The organism is Clostridium fessum (genome assembly GCF_027698965.1).
In the GTDB taxonomy this organism is placed as follows: domain Bacteria; phylum Bacillota; class Clostridia; order Lachnospirales; family Lachnospiraceae; genus Otoolea; species Otoolea fessa.
In genome coordinates, this window is sequence record NZ_JAQEQF010000005.1 from 153,954 (window position 1) to 172,399 (window position 18,446).

The 18,446-nt window shown below is 54.9% G+C and carries 23 protein-coding genes and 1 pseudogene; 21 read left to right on the top strand and 3 right to left on the bottom strand.

The features are described from left to right. Positions 1-58 precede the first annotated feature (58 nt). The 16 genes and pseudogenes from PG862_RS08450 to PG862_RS08525 all read left to right on the top strand — a co-directional run. Positions 59-139, top strand: a pseudogene (locus PG862_RS08450) (Maff2 family mobile element protein); the annotation flags it as partial. 12 nt (positions 140-151) lie between these two features. Next, positions 152-1,018, top strand: coding sequence for a VirB6/TrbL-like conjugal transfer protein, CD1112 family (locus PG862_RS08455; protein ID WP_270707088.1), 867 nt, complete (start codon positions 152-154; stop codon positions 1,016-1,018). 129 nt (positions 1,019-1,147) lie between these two features. Further along, on the top strand, positions 1,148-1,822 hold the full coding sequence (locus PG862_RS08460) for a DNA-methyltransferase (protein ID WP_333563200.1): 675 nt from the start codon (positions 1,148-1,150) through the stop codon (positions 1,820-1,822). Next, a complete protein-coding gene (locus PG862_RS08465) occupies positions 1,819-2,409 on the top strand; it encodes an MT-A70 family methyltransferase (RefSeq protein WP_270707090.1) in 591 nt (196 codons plus the stop codon). Before PG862_RS08460 ends, PG862_RS08465 begins: the two co-directional genes overlap by 4 nt. Then, positions 2,397-2,777, top strand: a complete 381-nt coding sequence (locus PG862_RS08470; protein WP_097785037.1) for a PrgI family protein — start codon at positions 2,397-2,399, stop codon at positions 2,775-2,777. The genes PG862_RS08465 and PG862_RS08470 overlap by 13 nt, the downstream gene beginning before the upstream one ends. After that, the gene (locus PG862_RS08475; RefSeq protein WP_408640000.1) at positions 2,761-5,094 is read left to right on the top strand and encodes a VirB4-like conjugal transfer ATPase, CD1110 family; all 2,334 of its coding nucleotides are present in this window, start codon (positions 2,761-2,763) and stop codon (positions 5,092-5,094) included. The genes PG862_RS08470 and PG862_RS08475 overlap by 17 nt, the downstream gene beginning before the upstream one ends. Next, positions 5,075-6,718 (top strand): C40 family peptidase, encoded by a 1,644-nt coding sequence (locus PG862_RS08480; protein ID WP_270707092.1) that lies wholly within the window; start codon positions 5,075-5,077, stop codon positions 6,716-6,718. The genes PG862_RS08475 and PG862_RS08480 overlap by 20 nt, the downstream gene beginning before the upstream one ends. A gap of 15 nt (positions 6,719-6,733) precedes the next feature. Continuing rightward, complete coding sequence (locus tag PG862_RS08485) at positions 6,734-6,985, top strand: DUF4315 family protein (RefSeq protein ID WP_270707093.1); 252 nt, start codon at positions 6,734-6,736, stop codon at positions 6,983-6,985. After that, positions 6,982-7,722, top strand: a complete 741-nt coding sequence (locus PG862_RS08490; protein ID WP_270707095.1) for a DUF4366 domain-containing protein — start codon at positions 6,982-6,984, stop codon at positions 7,720-7,722. Before PG862_RS08485 ends, PG862_RS08490 begins: the two co-directional genes overlap by 4 nt. Continuing rightward, positions 7,719-7,904 (top strand): hypothetical protein, encoded by a 186-nt coding sequence (locus tag PG862_RS08495; RefSeq protein ID WP_270707097.1) that lies wholly within the window; start codon positions 7,719-7,721, stop codon positions 7,902-7,904. The genes PG862_RS08490 and PG862_RS08495 overlap by 4 nt, the downstream gene beginning before the upstream one ends. Next, the gene (locus PG862_RS08500) at positions 7,894-8,250 is read left to right on the top strand and encodes a cysteine-rich VLP domain-containing protein (protein ID WP_270707099.1); all 357 of its coding nucleotides are present in this window, start codon (positions 7,894-7,896) and stop codon (positions 8,248-8,250) included. Before PG862_RS08495 ends, PG862_RS08500 begins: the two co-directional genes overlap by 11 nt. Before the next feature lie 99 nt (positions 8,251-8,349). Beyond that, the gene (locus PG862_RS08505) at positions 8,350-8,955 is read left to right on the top strand and encodes a defense against restriction DarA-related protein (RefSeq protein WP_456298767.1); all 606 of its coding nucleotides are present in this window, start codon (positions 8,350-8,352) and stop codon (positions 8,953-8,955) included. A 10-nt stretch (positions 8,956-8,965) separates the two neighbouring features. Further along, positions 8,966-9,139, top strand: coding sequence for a DUF4316 domain-containing protein (locus PG862_RS08510; RefSeq protein ID WP_270707100.1), 174 nt, complete (start codon positions 8,966-8,968; stop codon positions 9,137-9,139). Continuing rightward, complete coding sequence (locus PG862_RS08515) at positions 9,136-9,483, top strand: plasmid mobilization protein (RefSeq protein ID WP_021887816.1); 348 nt, start codon at positions 9,136-9,138, stop codon at positions 9,481-9,483. Before PG862_RS08510 ends, PG862_RS08515 begins: the two co-directional genes overlap by 4 nt. Positions 9,484-9,627: 144 nt before the next feature. Beyond that, positions 9,628-9,921, top strand: a complete 294-nt coding sequence (locus PG862_RS08520; RefSeq protein ID WP_021887817.1) for a CD1845 family protein — start codon at positions 9,628-9,630, stop codon at positions 9,919-9,921. Positions 9,922-10,062: 141 nt separating this feature from the next. Next, positions 10,063-11,412 (top strand): relaxase/mobilization nuclease domain-containing protein, encoded by a 1,350-nt coding sequence (locus tag PG862_RS08525; protein WP_270707101.1) that lies wholly within the window; start codon positions 10,063-10,065, stop codon positions 11,410-11,412. A 178-nt stretch (positions 11,413-11,590) separates the two neighbouring features. Here the strand turns inward: PG862_RS08525 and PG862_RS08530 are convergent, their stop codons facing one another. Continuing rightward, positions 11,591-11,950: a helix-turn-helix transcriptional regulator gene (locus PG862_RS08530; RefSeq protein WP_270707102.1), complete on the bottom strand. Its 360-nt coding sequence runs from the start codon at positions 11,948-11,950 to the stop codon at positions 11,591-11,593. A gap of 267 nt (positions 11,951-12,217) precedes the next feature. Between PG862_RS08530 and PG862_RS08535 the strand changes: the two genes are divergently transcribed. Then, positions 12,218-12,976, top strand: coding sequence for a helix-turn-helix domain-containing protein (locus PG862_RS08535; protein WP_118482307.1), 759 nt, complete (start codon positions 12,218-12,220; stop codon positions 12,974-12,976). A 1-nt stretch (position 12,977) separates the two neighbouring features. Here PG862_RS08535 and PG862_RS08540 read toward each other — a convergent pair whose 3' ends face one another. After that, a complete protein-coding gene (locus PG862_RS08540; protein ID WP_270707104.1) occupies positions 12,978-13,238 on the bottom strand; it encodes a hypothetical protein in 261 nt (86 codons plus the stop codon). 216 nt (positions 13,239-13,454) lie between these two features. Between PG862_RS08540 and PG862_RS08545 the strand changes: the two genes are divergently transcribed. The 4 genes from PG862_RS08545 to PG862_RS08560 all read left to right on the top strand — a co-directional run bounded on the left by PG862_RS08545 (position 13,455) and on the right by PG862_RS08560 (position 16,731). Continuing rightward, complete coding sequence (locus PG862_RS08545; RefSeq protein ID WP_270707105.1) at positions 13,455-13,874, top strand: RNA polymerase sigma factor; 420 nt, start codon at positions 13,455-13,457, stop codon at positions 13,872-13,874. A gap of 631 nt (positions 13,875-14,505) precedes the next feature. Beyond that, positions 14,506-14,694, top strand: a complete 189-nt coding sequence (locus PG862_RS08550; protein ID WP_118544239.1) for a hypothetical protein — start codon at positions 14,506-14,508, stop codon at positions 14,692-14,694. A gap of 85 nt (positions 14,695-14,779) precedes the next feature. Continuing rightward, positions 14,780-16,285 carry a recombinase family protein gene (locus tag PG862_RS08555; protein ID WP_270707106.1) on the top strand — a complete coding sequence of 502 codons (1,506 nt, stop codon included), beginning with the start codon at positions 14,780-14,782 and terminating at the stop codon, positions 16,283-16,285. A gap of 62 nt (positions 16,286-16,347) precedes the next feature. Then, on the top strand, positions 16,348-16,731 hold the full coding sequence (locus PG862_RS08560; RefSeq protein WP_118471828.1) for a nuclear transport factor 2 family protein: 384 nt from the start codon (positions 16,348-16,350) through the stop codon (positions 16,729-16,731). 441 nt (positions 16,732-17,172) lie between these two features. On the opposite strand, the gene PG862_RS08565 is transcribed toward PG862_RS08560, so the two are convergent. Next, entirely contained in the window at positions 17,173-18,111 is a 939-nt protein-coding gene (locus tag PG862_RS08565; protein ID WP_118749549.1) for a LysR family transcriptional regulator, read from the bottom strand. Positions 18,112-18,446 lie beyond the last annotated feature (335 nt).

An 18,446-nucleotide genomic window follows, 5' to 3' on the forward strand; every position in this document is an offset into this window, starting at 1 on the left:
CATATAGATTTTTTGTACGCCGCCGCCCGCCATCGAGCAGAGTTTTTACACCTAATTGGGGATGAAACAGCTCATGGCGGGCGGCGGCATCATCGTGCTGGGCACGACCCTGATCCCTCTGCTGTCTACCCTGTTTTAAGGGCAGCTGCCGATGGGTATTCTCACCGAATGGATCACGGAATGGCTCAAAGGGCTTTTGATTGAGGGCATCATGGGAAACCTCGAGGGGCTGTTTGACACGGTGAATACCCGCGTCGGGGAAATATCCGTACAGGTGGGGACTACCCCGGCGGCATGGAACGCCGGGGTGTTCTCCCTGATACGGCAGCTTTCCGAAACGGTGATATTGCCGATTGCCGGATTGATCCTGACCTTTGTTGCCACCTATGAGCTGATCCAGATGATACTGGAAAAGAACAATATGCACGAGTTCGATGTGGCGAATATCTACAAATGGGTATTCAAAACCACTTGTGCCATCCTGATCCTGTCCAACACGTTCAATATCGTCATGGCGGTCTTTGACGTGTCTCAAAGCGTGATTGCAAGCGCGGCGGGCATTGTCACAGGCGCAACCAACATCACGCCGGATATGCTGGTCGATCTGGAAATGACCCTTGAAACAATGGAGCTTGGCTCCCTGCTTGGCCTGTTCCTGCAATCGTTCCTCATTAAGTTTACCATGCTGGCGCTGAACATTTTTATTTTTGTGATCGTCTATGGCCGCATGATCGAGATATATCTGCTGACCAGTTTGGCTCCTATCCCTGTGGCGACGCTCTCCAACCGGGAACTTGGCGCGATGGGCCAGAATTATCTGCGCTCCCTGTTTGCCGTGGGCTTTCAGGGTATGTTGATCCTTGTCTGCGTGGCGATCTATGCGGTGCTCATTCAGGGGATCGCTACAGGCGGAGATCCCATTGGCGCGATTTGGGGCTGTATCGGCTATACGGTGCTTCTGTGCTTCATGCTGCTGAAAACTGGGACGATCTCCAAAAGCATCTTCAGCGCCCATTGAGAAAGGAAAGGTGATCTTATCGCTGATACCGCCGCTTCTGGTCACGGTGGCCAGAGGCCGATCCCGGAGGGGTTGCACCTCTCCGACGGCATTGAGGGCTTGCGCTCCCTGCCAAAGCATAGCGTAGATATGCTCCTGACCGATCCGCCCTATGGCACGACCCGGAACTTCTGGGATGTACCGCTGCCGCTCCCGGAGCTGTGGGAGGCGGTGAAATGGGCTGTCAAGCCGGAGGGCGCGGTGCTGTTTTTCGCACAATGCCCCTATGACAAGGTGCTGGGCACATCCAACCTCGCCATGCTTCGTTATGAGTGGGTATGGTACAAAAGCCGCTGCACGGGCTTTCTCAATGCCCGCCGCGCTCCGCTGAAAAAGACGGAGAACATTCTGGTGTTCTACCAGAAGTCCCCGGCCTATTTCCCGCAGTTTGAACAGGGCAAGCCGTACAAGAAAATTCACCGTTGCAGCGGGAGCAGCCCCAACTACGGAAAGTTTGAACGCACCAGCGGCGAGTCCGACGGGCGGCGCTTTCCGGGGAATGTGCTGGCGTTCCCCACGGTGACAACCACCGTGCATCCCACGCAGAAGCCCGTGGCCCTGTGCGAGTACCTGATCCGCACCTACACACGCCCCGGCGAGGTGGTGGCGGACATCTGCGCTGGCTCCGGCACAACTGCCGTGGCCGCGCTGAACACGGGCCGCCGTTTCGTCTGTTTTGAAACCGCCCCGGCCTTTTACGGCCCCGCCACGGAGCGCATCCGGCGGGCGCAGGAGGCTGTGGCATCTGGCGGGAAAGGAGAATGATGACAGGAACCTACGAAATTATTTACGCCGATCCACCGTGGCGCTACTCTGCAAAGAAAGTGCAGGGGGCGGCAGAAAACCACTACCCCACCATGAGCATTGATGAATTGTGTGCGCTGCCTGTGGCCGACCTTGCGGCCAAGGACAGCGCCCTTTTCATGTGGGCCACGTTCCCGCAGCTCCCGGAGGCCCTGCGGCTGATCCGTGCGTGGGGCTTCACTTATAAAAGCGTCGCTTTTGTCTGGCTCAAAAAGAACAAAAAGGCGGATAGCTGGTTTTATGGGCTGGGCTTCTGGACGCGGGCCAACGCTGAGGTTTGCCTGCTGGCGACCAAGGGACACCCAAAGCGGCAGGCCGCCGATATTCACCAGTTTATCATTTCGCCCATCGAGGCCCACAGCAAAAAGCCGGACGAAACGCGGGATAAGATCGTTGCCCTCATGGGCGACAGGCCCCGCGTGGAGCTGTTCGCACGGCAGATTCCTCCCGGCTGGGACGTGTGGGGCAACGAGGTGGAGCCGACAGCGGGCCTCTGGTCACGGTGGCCAGAAGATAGCGGAAAGGAGGACGTATCTTGCCCTATGTGAATGTTCCCAACGATCTTTCCAAGATCAAGACGAAAATTGCCTTTAACCTCACCCGCCGCCAGCTTATCTGCTTCGGCGGCGCGGCTGCCGTGGGCATCCCCGTGTATCTGCTGACCCGTCACGCGCTGGGCGGCACCGGGGCGATGTTCCTGATGATCGCGCTCATGCTCCCGGCCTTTTTCATGGCGATGTATGAGCGTGACGGCCTGCCCTTTGAAAAGGTGGCCCGGAATATCATCCGGGCCAAGTTCCTGCGGCCCGGTGTGAGGCCCTATCAGACGCAGAATATCTACGCCCCGTTTGCGGGAAAGGAGGTCACACTTGAGCAAAAGCCCCAAGAAGTCAAAAAGCCTGACGCGGGCCGGTAATCGTCCGGCGACCATATCGGCCCAGCAGACCATTCCCTATGTGCGGATGCTGCCAGACGGTATTTGTCAGCTCCCCGGCGGTGTCTACACAAAAACGCTGGAATATGAGGACATCAACTATTCCGTTGCGTCCGCCGAGGATCAGACGGCCATTTTCGGCGGCTGGAGTTCGTGGCTGAATTATTTTGACAGTTCTCTGCCGTTCCAGCTTTCCTTTGTCAACCGCCGCAGCCGCTCCGGGAGCCGCTACAAGGTGAATATCTCCGAGGCGGATGACCGCTTCAACAGCGTCCGCATGGAATACACGGGGATGCTGAAAAACCAGATTGCCAAAAGCAACAACGGTATCGAACGGGCCAAGTACGTCACCTTTGGTATCCCCGCTGAAAATGTGGCCGCCGCCCGTCCTCGTCTGGAACGTGTAGAGGCGGACGTAATCGGCAACTTTAAGCGGCTGGGGGTACAGAGCCAGCCCCTTGACGGGCGGGAGCGTCTGGCCCTGCTGCACGGCCAACTTCACCCCGGCAGCCGGGAGCCGTTCCGCTTCAAGTGGGCGGACATCGTCCATACAGGCATGGGGACGAAAGACTTTATCGTGCCGGACAGCTTTGACTTCCGGCAGAGCCGCTCGTTCCGCGTGGGCCAGACATGGGGCGCGGCGTCCTACTTGCAGATTATGGCGTCGGAGCTGTCGGACAAGCTGCTGTTGGAGATTTTGGAGCTGGACGCCGAGCTGACTGTCACCATGCACATTCAGACGGTGGATCAGGTCAAGGCCATTAAAACGGTCAAGGGTAAAATCTCCGACATCGACAAGATGAAAGTGGAGGAGCAGCGCAAGGCTACCTGCGCCGGATATGACCCTGACATTCTTCCGCCCGATCTCGTCACCTTTTCCAAGGATGCCGCCGAGCTGCTGGCCGACCTGCAAAGCCGCAACGAGCGAATGTTCCTCTTGACGTTCCTGATCGTCAACACCGCCCCCACGCGGGAGCGGCTGGAAAACGACATTTTCACCGTGAACGGCATCGCGCAGAAATATAACTGTGCCGTCAAGCGGCTGGACTGGCAGCAGGAGCAGGGCTATATGTCCTCGCTGGCCCTCGGCTACAACGGAATTGAAATTCAGCGCGGCATGACCACCAGCTCCACGGCCATCTTCGTCCCCTTTATGACGCGGGAGCTTCGCATGGATGGTCCGTCCCTCTACTACGGCATGAACGCCCTGTCCCATAACGTCATCATGGCTGACCGCAAAAAGCTGAAATCCGCCAACGGCCTTTACCTCGGCTCCACGGGCAGCGGCAAGAGCTTTGCCGCCAAGCGTGAATTGCTGAATGTCTTTCTTGCCATTCCGCAGGATCGCATCATCGTCGTTGACCCGATGGGCGAATATGCCCCGCTGGTGGAACGGCTGGGCGGTCAGGTCATCGAGATCGCGCCGGACAGCCCCAACCACATTTCCCCGATGGATGTCCAGATGGACATGGGCGGCGGGGATAGCCCTCTGTCCCTGAAAGCGGATTTTCTGCTGTCATTATGTGAGCTGGTGGTGGGAGGCCGGGACGGTTTGCAGCCCATCGAGAAAACCGTCATTGACCGTTGTGTGCGTCAGGTGTACCGGGAGATGGCGCTGGGGCTGGAAACGGCAAAAACGCCGCTGCTGCAAGATTTGTATGAAGAGCTGCTGCGCCAGCCGGAGCCGGAGGCCAAGCGGATCGCCACGGCGCTGGAGCTATACTGCACAGGCTCCCTCAACCTCTTTAACCATCCTACCAACGTCAACCTCAATTCCCGCGTGGTATGCTTTGTGCTCAAAGGCATGGGCGAAAACCTCCGCAAGATCGCCATGCACATCACCAACGATTTTGTCACCTCTGCGGTGGGAACCAACTTCAAAAACGGCGTGGCGACGTGGTGCTATTTTGACGAGTTCCATATCCTGCTCCGTGATCCGCTGACCGCCAGCTACTTTGTGACCGTCTGGAAGATGCTCCGCAAACAGGGCTGCGTCCCCTCGGCCCTGACGCAGAATGTGAAAGACCTGCTGGCCAGCCGGGAGATCGAGAACATTCTGGACAACACAGATTTTATGGTGTTGCTGTCGCAGGCGCAGAGTGACCGCGCCATTCTTGCCAAGCAGATCGGTATTTCAGAGCACCAGCTATCGTATATCACGCAGTCCAACTCCGGCGAGGGCCTGCTGTTCTATGGCAGCGTCACCATCCCGTTTGTTGACCGTTTCCCCCGCGGCGAGATCTACGACCTGCTGACCACCAAGCCGGAGGACGCCGCCAATGGAAAACAGACAGAATAAGCCGCCCGAGGGCGGGGCTGCCTCTGGTCACGGTGGCCAGAAGTTCCACACCGACAGCGAACAGGCCAAGCTCCACAAGTCCAAGCTCCGCATGGAGAGCCGGGAGGAACGGCTGAACAAGACCCGTGAAAGGCTGGCAAAGCAGAAGCCGCCGAAAAAGCCCGGCCCCATCAAGCGGATCGCACGAATCGCCGGACATGAAACCCACGCTTTTCTGCACGGAAAGGTGTATCAGGAGGAGCGCGACAATGTAGGCGTGGAGGGCGGTCATTTTGTGGAGCGTTCCGGCGAGGCCGCGCTGCACTATGGACAGCGCAAGGTACGCAGGGCCATCCGGGAGCACCCGGCCAAGGCTGCCGCCCGTGCCGAGTCCCGGTACATCAAGGCCACGGCGGACTACCATTCCCGCAAGTTCGCACAGGAGCAGCCGGAGGCACAGAGCGCCGCCGCCCGGTTATGGCACCGCCACAAGCTGAAACGGGAGTATCAGCGCAAGGCGCGGGAAACCGCCAAGCAGACCGCCAAAGCTGCCGAACAAACCGTATCGGCCACAGAGCGGCTTGTCCGGGAAGCGGCGGCGTTCGTCAAGCGGCATCCCGTGGGGACGCTGCTTGCGCTGGGTTGCCTGCTGGTGGTGCTGACCCTGCAATCGTGTATGTCCTCGATGGTGTCCGTGGGAAACAGCACCCTTGCGGCCATCGCCGCCAGCACCTATAAGGCGGAGGACGCGGATATGCTGGGAGCCGAGGCCTCCTACTGCGCTCTGGAGGACGAGCTGCAACGCTACCTCGACACCTACACCCGCACCCACGATTACGACGAATACCATTTTGACCTCGACACCATTGAACACGATCCCTATGTACTGATCTCCATGATCTCCGCGCTCCATGAGGGCGCGTGGACGCTGGACGAGGTGCTGGGGACGCTGCAAGACCTCTTTGACCGCCAGTACATTTTGACTGAGGATGTGGTTGTCGAGGTGCGCTACCGTACGGTCACAAGGACGGACAGCGAGGGCAACGACTATGACGTAGAGGTGCCGTACAACTATTACATCTGCTATGTCACGCTGGAAAACTTCAATCTCTCCCACGTCCCGGTTTACATGATGTCCGAGGAGCAGCTTTCCATGTACGCCCTGTATATGTCCACGCTGGGAAACCGGCCTGATCTGTTCCCCTCGTCCGGCTATATCGGGAAATACATTACCAACCGCCCGCCGGAGCATGAAGTCCCGGAGTCCTATCTGGACGATGAAACCTTTGCCGCCATTCTGAAAGAAGCGGAAAAGTATCTCGGTTTCCCCTATGTGTGGGGCGGCAGCAGTCCGTCCACATCCTTTGACTGCTCCGGCTTCGTCAGCTATGTCTACAATCAATGCGGCTGGAGCTTCGGGCGGCTGGGGGCGCAGGGCCTTTATAACATCTGCTCCCGGACGAGCAGCCCCCGCCCCGGTGATCTGGTGTTCTTTGTCGGCACCTATGACACAGCGGGTATTTCTCATGTGGGCATCTATGTGGGCGACGGCTGGATGCTCCATTGTGGCGACCCTATCAGCTATGCCAACCTGAACAGCAGCTATTGGCAGTCCCATCTTTACGCCTACGGGCGACTACCGTAAAGGAGGTTTTTTGATATGGCAATTACGAAAAGCGCAAAGATCGAGGCCGAGATTGAAAAGGTCAAGGCCAAAATTGCCGAGCAGCAGGCGCGGCTCAAGGAGCTGGAACAGAAAAAGCTGGAGGCCGAGAACAGCGAGATCGTGGAGATCGTGCGCGGCATGAGTATCTCCCTTGCCGATCTGCCGCTGCTGCTCCAGCAGCTCCGGGGCGGTGCTTCTGGTCACGGTGGCCAGAAGCCGACGGAACAGGCGGAGGTGACGGAATGAAAAAACTGCGGCTTTTGCTGATAACGCTTTGTGTGTCCGTCCTCATGGGCAGTATGGCGGTTACGGCCTACGCCGGAGGCGGCGAGGAATGGGACGGCCTTGCCCCGGTGGAGCCGCTGCCCGCCGAAACCGTTGACCCCGGCGAGGGCTTCACCGAGGACGGCAACCTTGTGACCCGTGACCTGCTCTACGATAAGGCCACCAACAAGCAGTTTATCACGGTGCAGACCAGCGGCGGCAACACCTTTTACATCGTCATTGACTATGACAAGCCCACAGATGAGGACGGCGAGCAGTATCAGACCTACTTTTTGAACATGGTGGACGAGGCCGACCTGCTGGCGGCGATGCAGGCGGCGGGCGGTGAGCTGCCGGAGTGTTCGTGCGTGGATAAATGCGCCGTTGGTGCTATCAACGCGGATTGTGCCGTCTGCGCCGTGAACATGAGCGAGTGCCAGGGCAAGGCCCCGGAGCCTGCGCCTGTGGTAGAGCCGGAGCCTGACCCCGAGCCGGAGCAGCCCAAGGCCACGGGCAGCGGCGGTATGCTTCTGCTGGCGCTGGCCGTGGTGGTCATTGGCGGCGGCGCTGGCTGGTACTTCAAAATCTACCGTCCCAAGAAGCAGCGGGCCGCTGAGTCCGAGGCCGACTACGGCGGCGAATATGACGGTGCGGAGGACTATGACGAAACCGATCCCGAGGATGACGGGCCGCCGTGGGACAAGGACGGTGAAGAATGAGGTTTACCGACAGCCCCTATGAGGACTTTATGAAAGAAAAGAGCTACTTCAAGGGCGTCCCGCCCAACCTGCCGCCCAAAGGCTCCCGCTGTGACGGCTGCCCCTACTGGCATGGGATCGGCTGCGTGTTCTGCTACCGGGAGCAGTTTCGGTCAAAGACAGGGGGCAAACATGAGCCGTGAATTGACCCGGCAGGAAAAAACGGCGATTCGTAAGCTGGTGATAAGGTGGTGCGCCAACTACGATAAAGACTATGGCTGCCTGCCGCTGGACTGCCCCTGTTATATGCTGGGGAAATGCTGGACGGGCGCTTATTGCCGCTATTTCCGTTCGGCGGTGCTGCCCCTTGATCCCGTGCTGGAAAGGTCGCTGACCGTGGAGACCGTGGCGGAAACCCGGCCTTGCCCAGTGTGCGGCAGGGCCTTTCTCCCGGACGGGCGGCAGCGGTATTGCTCCCCGGCCTGCGCCGGGGCTGCAAGGCGGCAGAAGCAGCGCGGCTATATGCGGAAATACCGGGGTAGGCCGTGAGCATTTGACCCCAGAAAACGCCCTTGATTGCAGGGCTTCCGGGGCCGCTTCATGGGCGGGGCGTATGATTTCATAGCCCCGCCCGGTTTTGCAGAAATATTGCTAACATTTTGGAAAGGAGGACGTATGGACAAAAACCAAGGCTATGAGATCATAAAGGCCGTCATGCTGGAAAATGGCAGGGGCTTTGCGCTGGGGCATAACCCAGCAGCCCCCTCGCCCTATGTCACATGGGCTTGCTATGATGACAAGGACGGCAAGCGGCAGTATGAATGGGGGCATTACGGCAACGACCGCGCCGCTCTGGAACAGGACTTTGCGGCGCGGGTGCAGGAGTACCAGCGCCTTTACAATGTCGGTATCAAGCAGACCGAAGCTCCCGGTCTTTACAAGTATTATTCCACCCAGCGCCCTGTGGACATTGGGACATTCCCCAAGCCGCCCCGCAATGCCCCGGATGAGATCGTCAACTACGATCAGCGCGTCCCGGTTGAAAATGGGGCATTTCTGGCGTGGGGGCATTTGACCTACACACGGCCATTGACAAAACGGCAGGCGTCTGACTATGAGCTACGGCCTGCGCCCGACAATCCCGACAGACCTCGTTCGATCCGGGAGCAGATGAAAACCGCCGCAAAACAGGCCGAGGCTGACCGGGGCCAAGCTGCCCCAAAGAAAAATGCCCCTGACCGGGGCGACAGATAGGAGGATATTTATGGAGCAGGAACGCAATTCCAACAAGAACGCCGAGCTTTCTATGGAGCAGAACGGGAACATGATCGACGGCATCATCAACAATCTGCCCGTGCCGCCCCCGGCAGAAAAGCCGCTGGATAGGGTGCGGGAACACCCGCCCAAGCGCCGCAGCCGGGAGCGTGAGGAAAGGTGACGAAAAAGCGTGTCCGCAGCGTCCCCATCTATGTGTGGGTACGGCCTGACGAGCTGGAGGTCATTCGGGAGCGCATGGCCGAGGCGGGCATCCGCAACATGAGCGCCTATATCCGAAAAATGGCGCTGGGCGGCTATGTGCTCCACGTTGACCTTGAACCCGTCAAGGAGCTTGTGTCGCTCCAGCGGCGCTGTGCAAACAATCTCAATCAGGCGGCCATCCATGCCAACAGCTATGGCGGCTTGTACCCGGACGAGCTGAAGCGTCTGCAAAAGGACTATGCCGATCTGTGGGGGCCGCTGTCTGATCTGCTGGCCCAGCTCTCCGCCATTGTAACGATGTGACACAGGGGGAACGGCCTCGCGCCGTTCCCCGGCTGTCCGCACCTCTGGTCATCGTGACCAGAAGTGCGGAGGGCCGGGACATCCTTGAGTGCCGATTTTTTCAGAGTTATAATAGACATATACAGGAAAAAGGAGGAACCCCCTATGCGGATTATATTCAAAATCCTTGCCGCTCCCTTTGTGCTGGTGCTGACCCTGCTTGTGGCCGTGCTCTCGTTCCTGCTGAGTCTTTCCGCTGGTTTGCTCTCCATCCTCGCGTCGGTGCTGGGGCTGCTGAGTGTCCTGATGCTGTTTGTGGAGAAAGACATTTCCACGGGGATCGCGGGGCTGCTGATGGCGTTTGCCATTTCACCCTTTGGCCTGCCTGCGCTGGCCGGATGGCTGCTTGCCAAGCTGGACGAGCTGAACGGCTCCCTGCGGGGCTTCATCATGGGCTGAGTTCTGGTCACGGTGGCCAGAAGATGCAGAAACGGCGGCTGATCCCAGCCGCTGTTTGTCGTATGGAAAGGAGGGCTGCCTACGGCCACAACCTACCTCAAATCCCACAAGCGGGCCGATAAGCGAACGGCCCTGCAAAGTTTGAAAGACCGCTTTGACTATGGCCTGAACCCGGAGAAGCTGGGGGCCGTTTCTTCCTACCTCTGCGATCCGGCCACGGCACACGCCGAGTTCATGCTGGTCAAAAATCAGTATCAGGGCGAAACTGACCGCAGAGCCGGACACGGGGCGCTGTGCTACCAGATCCGGCAGGCGTTCCCGCCCGGGGAAGTTACGGCAGAAGAAGCAAACCGTATTGGTTATGAAACGGCGATGCGCTGGACAAAGGGCAAGTATCAATTCTTTGTCTGTACCCATATAGACAAAGAGCACATTCATAATCACATTTACTACAATTCCACCGCCTATGACCGCTCCCGGAAGTTCCGCAACTTCATAGGCTCCTCGTTCGCCCTGCGGCGGCTGTCTGACCGGGTATGTCTGGAGCACGATCTGTCCGTGATTGCAAATCCCAAGCTCCACAGCAAAGGACGGTATCTGCACTACGGTCAATGGCTGGGAGAAAATCAAAAGCTCTCACAGAAAGAGCAGATCCGCTTTGCCATTGACGCAGCCCTGACGGAACGCCCCGTGGACTTCGCAGATTTTCTCCGGCGCATGGAAACGGCAGGCATACAGGTCAAACACGGGCGCGGCGGCGTGATCTCATTCCTTGTGCCAGGACAACAGCGGGCGGCCCGTTTCCGGGCATCCACGCTGGGGGACGGCTATGGCCCCGAGGACGTGCAGGCCGTCATTGACGGCAAGGCTCCCACACGAACGGCCACGGCGCGGAAAGCGCCCGCACCCCGCCGTGTCAATCTGCTGATCGATATTCAGGAGAGGATGCGTCAGGGCAAAGGCCCCGCCTATGAACGCTGGGCCAAGGTGTATAACCTCAAACAGATGGCTGCCGCGCTGCAATATCTGAAAGAGCACCAGCTATTTGAATATGACGATTTGGCCGTAAAGACCGACGCTGCCACGGAACGGTTTCACACGCTGGCCGGGGACATTCAGCAGACCGAGGCGGAGCTTTCCCATGTGTCCAATCTGATGGCCGCCGTGGTGCAGTACGCCAAGACCCGCCCCGCGTTCGATGGGTACAAGGCCGCCAAGTACAGCCGGAAATATCTTGCCGAGCATGAGGCGGAACTGGCCGACTACCGGGCTGCAAAGGCGACGATGGCCGAGCTGCTGGGCGGCGAGAAGCTCCCCAAAATGGACGTACTAAAAGAAAAACGCCGCCAACTGGCAGCGCGGAAAAAAGCTCTTTATTTGGAATACCGCAAGGCCCAGCAGGATATGCGGGAGCTGGTGGCAGTCAAGGGCAGCGTGGATCATCTGCGCGGGCTGACGGACAACCAGCGCAATAAGGAGCAGGCCCGTTAGGGACAGCGACGCAGGCAATAGTTCTTCTGGTCACGGTGGCCAGAAGTCCAGCGGGTTTGGGGGCACCCCAACAAGCATTTCCGCAGCGCGGAAATTGCAAGTGTCAATACACTTGCCTTGCTTGCCGCTAACGCGATCCCTCCGGAAACCCCGCGAAAAACGGAGGCAGCGCCGTTTCTTACGCTTCCTCCGTTCCACGGTTTTCTATAATGGCATTGATAATCCCCTCGACGAGCCGCAGTTCGCTTTCGTTGAGAGAATTAAGTTGAATATTGATCCGCTTCTTTGCGGCTTCATCGGCGCTCATATCGGGGTAGAAGTATTCATCTACTGACAGGTCGAACATGGTTGCCAGTTGATAGAAAATATCTAAGCTCGGATGTTGACCGTCGTTTTCGTGGTACATGACAGTACGAGTGTCCCGCCCGATGATGTCGGCCAGTTGCTCCTGTGTCATGCCTTTCTTCTCGCGGGCTTTCTTGATTGCAAGCCCCATCGGACGAAAATCAAATTTGCGTTCGCTCTTTTCGTTCTTCATGTCATCACCACCTAATGTAATTTTACATTTCGGGTGATAGTATTTGAACGGTGCTACATTTCATTCGTACTCATTTTTCATTTCATGTACACAGTTGAACTTGTGATACTGTAATGATAAAATAAACAATAGTGTACCTTTCACGAAAGAAATATCTCAACTCTACTATCATTCAACATCCAAAATGATATACTCGCTTGCCATTCGGTTGCTAAATGGCAGCGTTAGAGCGATAATGTTCTTAGCAATCACAGGAGGTCAAAATCAATGTTCAATATTGACAAGAAGAAATTTGGCGCATTTGTCGCCGCACTTCGCAAAGAAAAAGGAATCACTCAAAAAGAGTTGTCAGAACAACTCTGTATATCTGATAAGGCTGTAAGCAAATGGGAAACGGGAGTTAGCTTGCCCGATACCGTTCTATTGATCCCGCTGGCAAATCTGTTGGATGTTTCCGTTACGGAACTTTTGATGTGTGAGAGATTGCCGAACGATGATGTACTAAAACCTGATAAAGTTGAGGATATTGTTAAGACGGCAATCACTTATGCGGACGAAAGCCCTGAAAGGGCATATCATGTAAAGAGCAAGTGGATTGTCTTTTACGGATTTTCCCTTTTGATTTGTTGTATCGGTACATTTCTGAACTATACAACGGCGCAGCCCTGCATGGAGACCTTGGAAACGCTTGCGCTTCTAAGTGCGGTATTCGGCGCGTACTTTTGCTGCTTCGTCCGCACTAAGTTATCAAGCTTTTATGATGAAAACAGTGTAAACATTTTTTATGATGGCCCATTCCGCATGAATGTGCCGGGAGTAAAATTCAATAATCGCAACTGGCCACATATTGTGAGAACTCTCCGCTTGAGTTTGTGCCTGTGTATGATACTGTTCCCGATTATCAACATCGTGGCGGGCAGCATTGTAGCAGATGTATGGGAAAACATAGGGAAATATGTTTTCTTGGCTATGTTCCTTTGCGGTGTGCTGTTGCCAATATATGTGGTTGGAAAGAAGTATGAATAAATTAACTATAACCTGTAATAAAGCGTTGCACTAACTCTGCCAAATCTGCTGCACGACGGCAAAAGAAAAAAAGCCGTCGTACAGCAGTCCCATCAACACGCCTATATGAAACGGCGGCTTTGAATTTCAGAGCCGCCGTTTCTCTGCGCTTGCACAAACTGATGACGACTTGCAGGGACACGGTAGCCGATTGGAGGTTAATCTGCCGTGTCCATTTTACTTTTCCATAGCGCCCATGATCTGCACCAGCTAAAAAAAGCATAGCCCCTCCATCGGAGCAGTCCGGCTTTGGAAGTGAAATTAAATATCATGTAATAAGAACTTTGCTTGCTTGCGTCCGCATAGCGTCCTGCTGTGTGGGCGTTTTTATATGCCCCTGCTTCTGGTCACGATGGCCAGAGGCGCCAAGGTGCCGGGGGCCGCCTGTTCTCCATTTCAATCCGCACTCACCAACCACCTTTTGAAATGGAGGATAATTATGACGACTATCAATCTGAAACGGTATTACCCCTATATGACCGAAAATGTGATGCTGGAAGTTTCGGACGAGATCGCCGCCACCCTCTCTATGGGAGGCCGCCTGTGCGACAGCTACAAGCGACAGAAGCGCAGAAATGGCGAGTGCTCGCTGGACACCGATCCCGGCTTTGAGGCCGACGTGCTCCGCCAGCCCATGACCCCGGACGAGTACATTGAGGCACGGGAAACCACCTTTGCCCTCTATGACGCGCTGGCCCAGCTCCCGCCTACGCAGGCCCGGCGTGTGTACCAGCATTATCTTCTCAGCATGAGCAAGGCCGAGATCGCGGCAGCCGAGGGCGTTGGCCGGAGCCGCATCTGCTGCTCCATTGAGCGCGGGCTGGCCGCTATGAAAAATATTTTGAAAAAATCTCTGTAAGAGGGAGTACATTTGCCCCCGAAACCTCCTGATAGGTGAGAGGAGTTTTCTTCCTCGCCTTGAAAACTGAATAGACAGTATTCCCGATACGAAATCCGCGTGATAGCGACGTAAGGTGCGCCGCCACGACAGCCAGTTCAGGAGGTGATGGATAAGCTGGCCGAGCGATCAACGCAGCCTTTGACCCGGTGCTGGCAAACCGGGCGCGAGGACAGCGCGGAGGATAATGAAACTTGCTCACGCCCTCCCACAGACTTGAGGGGGAGTCCCTGCGGTATGCGCCAGCCCTCCACGGGCAGCGGTACTGTGGGGCTATGCAGCCGAAGCCATCGGCGGTCTGGAATACTCCCCGTGCCGGGGATGCGTGGCAAATACTGCACACAACAATCATACAGGGAGCCGTCCAACCGGGTCTTTCTGTCTTATGACAGCCCAAACCATTCCGGCGCGGCGGCTCCCTCTTTTGTGGATTGAAACGGAAAACAACTGTCCCGCTGCTTCTGGTCATCGTGGCCAGAGGTGGGGCAAGGTCAAAGGACGGCGCTTTTGTGCCGTCCTTTCACGTTTCCCCACGGACAACGGGAAACCATCAAATCTATTCACACCGCTGATTATTATAGGAGGTTTTCAGATGACGGAGGCAAGAGTCGGCTATCACAAGGAAGTCAAAACCGCGTCTTTTCAGGGCAAATCCATCACCGTGGAAAACCTGACCCCGATGCTCTCTCCCAAAGCACGGGACAAGCGCAAGCGTGAAATTGAAAGCTGTCTGTATGAGGTCTTTGTGAAGTATGCGCCGGGACGGGCGCAGATGCACTAATGCGGGACATCCTTGAGATGCGGGGCTGCCAGAGGTATAATATAGGTGTAAGGTTTGGTAGCTCCTACACGGAAAGGAGCACCAAATGATTATTCGTGAAGATGCCATTTATGGCAGACAGTCCGTTGACCGCAAGGACAGTATCAGCATTGAAAGCCAGATTGAGTTCTGCAAGTATGAATTGAGAGGAGGCAATTTCCGCAAGTACACCGACAAGGGCTATTCCGGCAAGAATACCGACAGGCCCAAGTTCCAAGAAATGATGGCCGATATTCGCCGGGGCCTGATCAAGCGCGTAGTGGTCTACAAGCTGGATCGTATCAGCCGTTCCATTCTGGACTTCGCAACCATGATGGAAACTTTTCAGGAATACAATGTTGAGTTCGTATCTTCCACGGAGAAGTTTGACACGTCCACCCCGATGGGGCGGGCCATGCTGAATATCTGCATTGTGTTCGCCCAGCTTGAACGTGAAACCATCCAGAAGCGCGTGACCGATGCCTACTATTCCCGCTGCCAGCACGGTTTTCACATGAGCGGCGCGGCCCCCTACGGTTTCCAACTGGAGCCGACCACCATTGAGGGCATCCGCACAAAAATGATGAAGCCTGACCCGGAAACGGCAGATATTGCAAAGCTGATGTTTGAAATGTACTCTCAGCCCGCAACCTCTTTCGGGGACATCGCCCGTTACTTTGCCGACGAGGGCATCCTGATCTACGGCAAGGAAATGACACGGGGCTTTATCTCCCAGCTTTTGAGAAATCCCATTTACGCGCAGGCCGACCTCGATATGTACGAGTTCTTCAAAAGTCAGGGGACGGTGGTAGTCAATGAAGCGACAGATTTTGCCGGAACAAACGGCTGCTATCTCTATCAGGGCCGGGATGTGCAGGAAAGAAAAAACAAGCACCTGAAAGATCAGATACTTGTTCTTGCTCCCAGCGAGGGGCTGGTATCGTCTGATACATGGCTGCGCTGCCGGAAGAAGCTCATGGCGAACAAGACGTTCCAAGGCGGACGAAAGGCAAAGAACACATGGCTTGCCGGAAAGGTCAAGTGTGGCCGCTGCGGATACGCGCTTATGAGCGTCGGCAATCCGACAGGCGTTCAGTATCTCCGCTGCTCCAAGCGGGCCGACAGTAAAAGCTGTGACGGCTGCGGGACGCTCCGTACACGGGAATTTGAAAGGTTCCTGTACGGCGAAATGGTCAAGAAGCTGTCCGAGTTCCAGACGCTGACGGCAAAGCGGGAAACGGTCAATCCCAAATTGACCGTGCTGAACATGGAGCTTGCCCGCGTGGAGGATGAGATTGAAAAACTGCTGAATACTCTGACCGGGGCTAATGCTGTGCTGCTGTCCTATGCCAACAGCAAAATCGAGGAGCTGGACACACACCGCCAAGCCTTGACAAAAGAGATCGCGGCGCTGTCGGCGGAAATCATGTCCCCGGAGCAGATCGAGCGGCTGTCGGTCTACCTCAACCAATGGGAAGAAATTGACTTTGAGGACAGGCGGCAGGTTGCCGACGGCCTGATCTCACAGATCCGCGCAACCGACGAACACGTTTCGATTGAGTGGAAAATTTGACTTTTACTTATCCATCGCACACGACAAAGGGCTGTGTGCCCTTGTCAAGCGATGTAACGATTATGAGAGCAGAATTAAAAGAGTACCAGGCGGTAGAAGAAGCAGCAATGAAATTTGTTAAGAGTGTCGCAGAGGGAAACAGTAAATATGCGAAAGAGCTGTTTACCGATGAAGCGGTTCTGTTTGGCTATCTGGATGGAAAACTGGAGCATGGTTCGATTGAGCAGTTTTATCATAATGTAGATACCGTTCCTGGTGGAGACAATTTTAAAGCCCGCGTTGATGTACTTCTGGTAGAGGAATCACTTGCGGTTGTACGTGTTCTGGAAGAAGGCTGGGGCAATCGGATTGATTTCACAGATGTATTGCTTCTGTTAAAGATGAATGGTGAATGGAAGTGCGTAGCGAAAGCATACAATCAGAATTCCAACACGATTCAGCGGTAATTAAAAAATAGTTGTTTGGATTTGGCGCAGCGGTTCTTGTAACTGCTGCGCATATTTTGGATGATAGGAAACTTTTTAATCATACCGAAATAGAAAGTGAGGAAAAGATGAAAAAGCTTTGTAGTAAACCCATATCTATTTCTAATGCCAACCTATATGATGATTCAGTGGATATTATGATGATGGCATGGAAGAGCAGTGCGGGATTGATGAAAAAGTGATGAGCAGGCTGCCACATTGAGGGAGATGTGGCAGCCTGTTTGGAACATGGCAAAAGAAGTATATTGACCTACTATATGAATTCGAAAATATGGTCAAAGGACTGGAGCTGGATCAAGAGGAAGTTTAAGCAGAAGAAGCAAATGCGAAAAGCACATGAAAGACATTTGGGAACAATAGAAGACTTTCATGTGCTTTTTGTGCTTAATAGAGCCTATGGCTTTATTCTTTTATTTTGTTTGCTTCCAGATTCCGGTAATACTCCTTCACCATATCGATAAAATCCTTCGCGTGTGGTGAAATAATGCTGTTCTTCTTATATAAAAGCAGCAGCGGCACGCTGAACGGTGGATTGTCTACGGTGAAGAATGCAAGCTGCTCCACGTGGGCAGTGTGGCGGATTCCGCCTTCCGGGAGGAAGGTGATGCCGAATCCTCTTGCCGCCAGGTTGACCGAAGTCGTACTGCTGGTGGTGTATAGGGCATCCTTTGGCTCCATATTCATCTTGGCAAAGAGGTTTTTCATGGCGTGTCCCATGACCTGATCCTCCTGCAGCAGGATGAAGCGTTCCCGGCGCAGCTTTTTCATGTCGATTGGAAGCGGATGGTCCGGAGTGCCTGCTTCCAGACCGCGGATAGCCGGATGGTCCTTGCTGGCTACCAGAAGGAGGCGCTCGTTGAAAATGGTGTCATAGACGAAATCATCCAGATTGAGCGGCATATTCATCAGGGCGAAATCGATCTGATCCTCCTGTAACAGCTTAGAAAGCTGGGCAGTGTGGTGTTCACGTAAGGTGATGCGGACATCCGGGTGGCTTTCAGAGTAGCTTGGCAGGATATCCGGCAGCAGGACGGATCCGCGCCACAGCGTCATGCCGACATTCAGAGTACGGCTGCGTCCCGTTTTCAGCTCGCCGAGCTGTTCCTCAAACTGCCCGGTCAGGACTCCGACACTTTCCAGATAACGCATATAGATTTTTCCTGCCTCAGTTAGTTTGAGTGGCATATGGCTGCGATCGAAGAGCTTGACGCCTAATTCTTTTTCGGTTCGTGCGATACACTGGCTTAAATATGGCTGTGACAAATATAATTTTTCAGCCGCTTTGGAAATGCTTCCCTCACGGACGGTGGTAATAAAATACTCCGGGTTTTTAATATACATTTTTCTGCCTCCATTTGGCTTAATTAGCCTTTGCTTTATAGAACTATTTTTAAATGCTTATATTATTGTAAAAAAACAATATTTATATTCTCGTTCCGGGGATGGCATTTCAAGTCGATGCGTGTTATATTATAGCCATCAGGAAAAAACAAGAGTTTTCACTTAGAAGTATCCTAATAATATATAATAATATTACAATAGCGATATGTCAAGTGAAGAACCGACCTGATTCTATACCAATCCCTTTTATGTATAAGTATTGACAGGTATCCGTTACCAGTTTATTTCTTTTTATTTATGTAAACCCTATTGCATCAACCCTCCATGTGCGGTCA

Coding starts and splice junctions, on each gene's coding strand:
- PG862_RS08455 (WP_270707088.1), top strand. CDS start 152: ATGGGTATTCTCACCGAATGGATCACGGAATGGCTCAAAGGGCTTTTG.
- PG862_RS08460 (WP_333563200.1), top strand. CDS start 1,148: ATGCTCCTGACCGATCCGCCCTATGGCACGACCCGGAACTTCTGGGAT.
- PG862_RS08465 (WP_270707090.1), top strand. CDS start 1,819: ATGATGACAGGAACCTACGAAATTATTTACGCCGATCCACCGTGGCGC.
- PG862_RS08480 (WP_270707092.1), top strand. CDS start 5,075: ATGGAAAACAGACAGAATAAGCCGCCCGAGGGCGGGGCTGCCTCTGGT.
- PG862_RS08485 (WP_270707093.1), top strand. CDS start 6,734: ATGGCAATTACGAAAAGCGCAAAGATCGAGGCCGAGATTGAAAAGGTC.
- PG862_RS08490 (WP_270707095.1), top strand. CDS start 6,982: ATGAAAAAACTGCGGCTTTTGCTGATAACGCTTTGTGTGTCCGTCCTC.
- PG862_RS08495 (WP_270707097.1), top strand. CDS start 7,719: ATGAGGTTTACCGACAGCCCCTATGAGGACTTTATGAAAGAAAAGAGC.
- PG862_RS08500 (WP_270707099.1), top strand. CDS start 7,894: ATGAGCCGTGAATTGACCCGGCAGGAAAAAACGGCGATTCGTAAGCTG.
- PG862_RS08510 (WP_270707100.1), top strand. CDS start 8,966: ATGGAGCAGGAACGCAATTCCAACAAGAACGCCGAGCTTTCTATGGAG.
- PG862_RS08520 (WP_021887817.1), top strand. CDS start 9,628: ATGCGGATTATATTCAAAATCCTTGCCGCTCCCTTTGTGCTGGTGCTG.
- PG862_RS08530 (WP_270707102.1), bottom strand. CDS start 11,950: ATGAAGAACGAAAAGAGCGAACGCAAATTTGATTTTCGTCCGATGGGG.
- PG862_RS08535 (WP_118482307.1), top strand. CDS start 12,218: ATGTTCAATATTGACAAGAAGAAATTTGGCGCATTTGTCGCCGCACTT.
- PG862_RS08540 (WP_270707104.1), bottom strand. CDS start 13,238: ATGCTTTTTTTAGCTGGTGCAGATCATGGGCGCTATGGAAAAGTAAAA.
- PG862_RS08545 (WP_270707105.1), top strand. CDS start 13,455: ATGACGACTATCAATCTGAAACGGTATTACCCCTATATGACCGAAAAT.
- PG862_RS08550 (WP_118544239.1), top strand. CDS start 14,506: ATGACGGAGGCAAGAGTCGGCTATCACAAGGAAGTCAAAACCGCGTCT.
- PG862_RS08555 (WP_270707106.1), top strand. CDS start 14,780: ATGATTATTCGTGAAGATGCCATTTATGGCAGACAGTCCGTTGACCGC.
- PG862_RS08560 (WP_118471828.1), top strand. CDS start 16,348: ATGAGAGCAGAATTAAAAGAGTACCAGGCGGTAGAAGAAGCAGCAATG.
- PG862_RS08565 (WP_118749549.1), bottom strand. CDS start 18,111: ATGTATATTAAAAACCCGGAGTATTTTATTACCACCGTCCGTGAGGGA.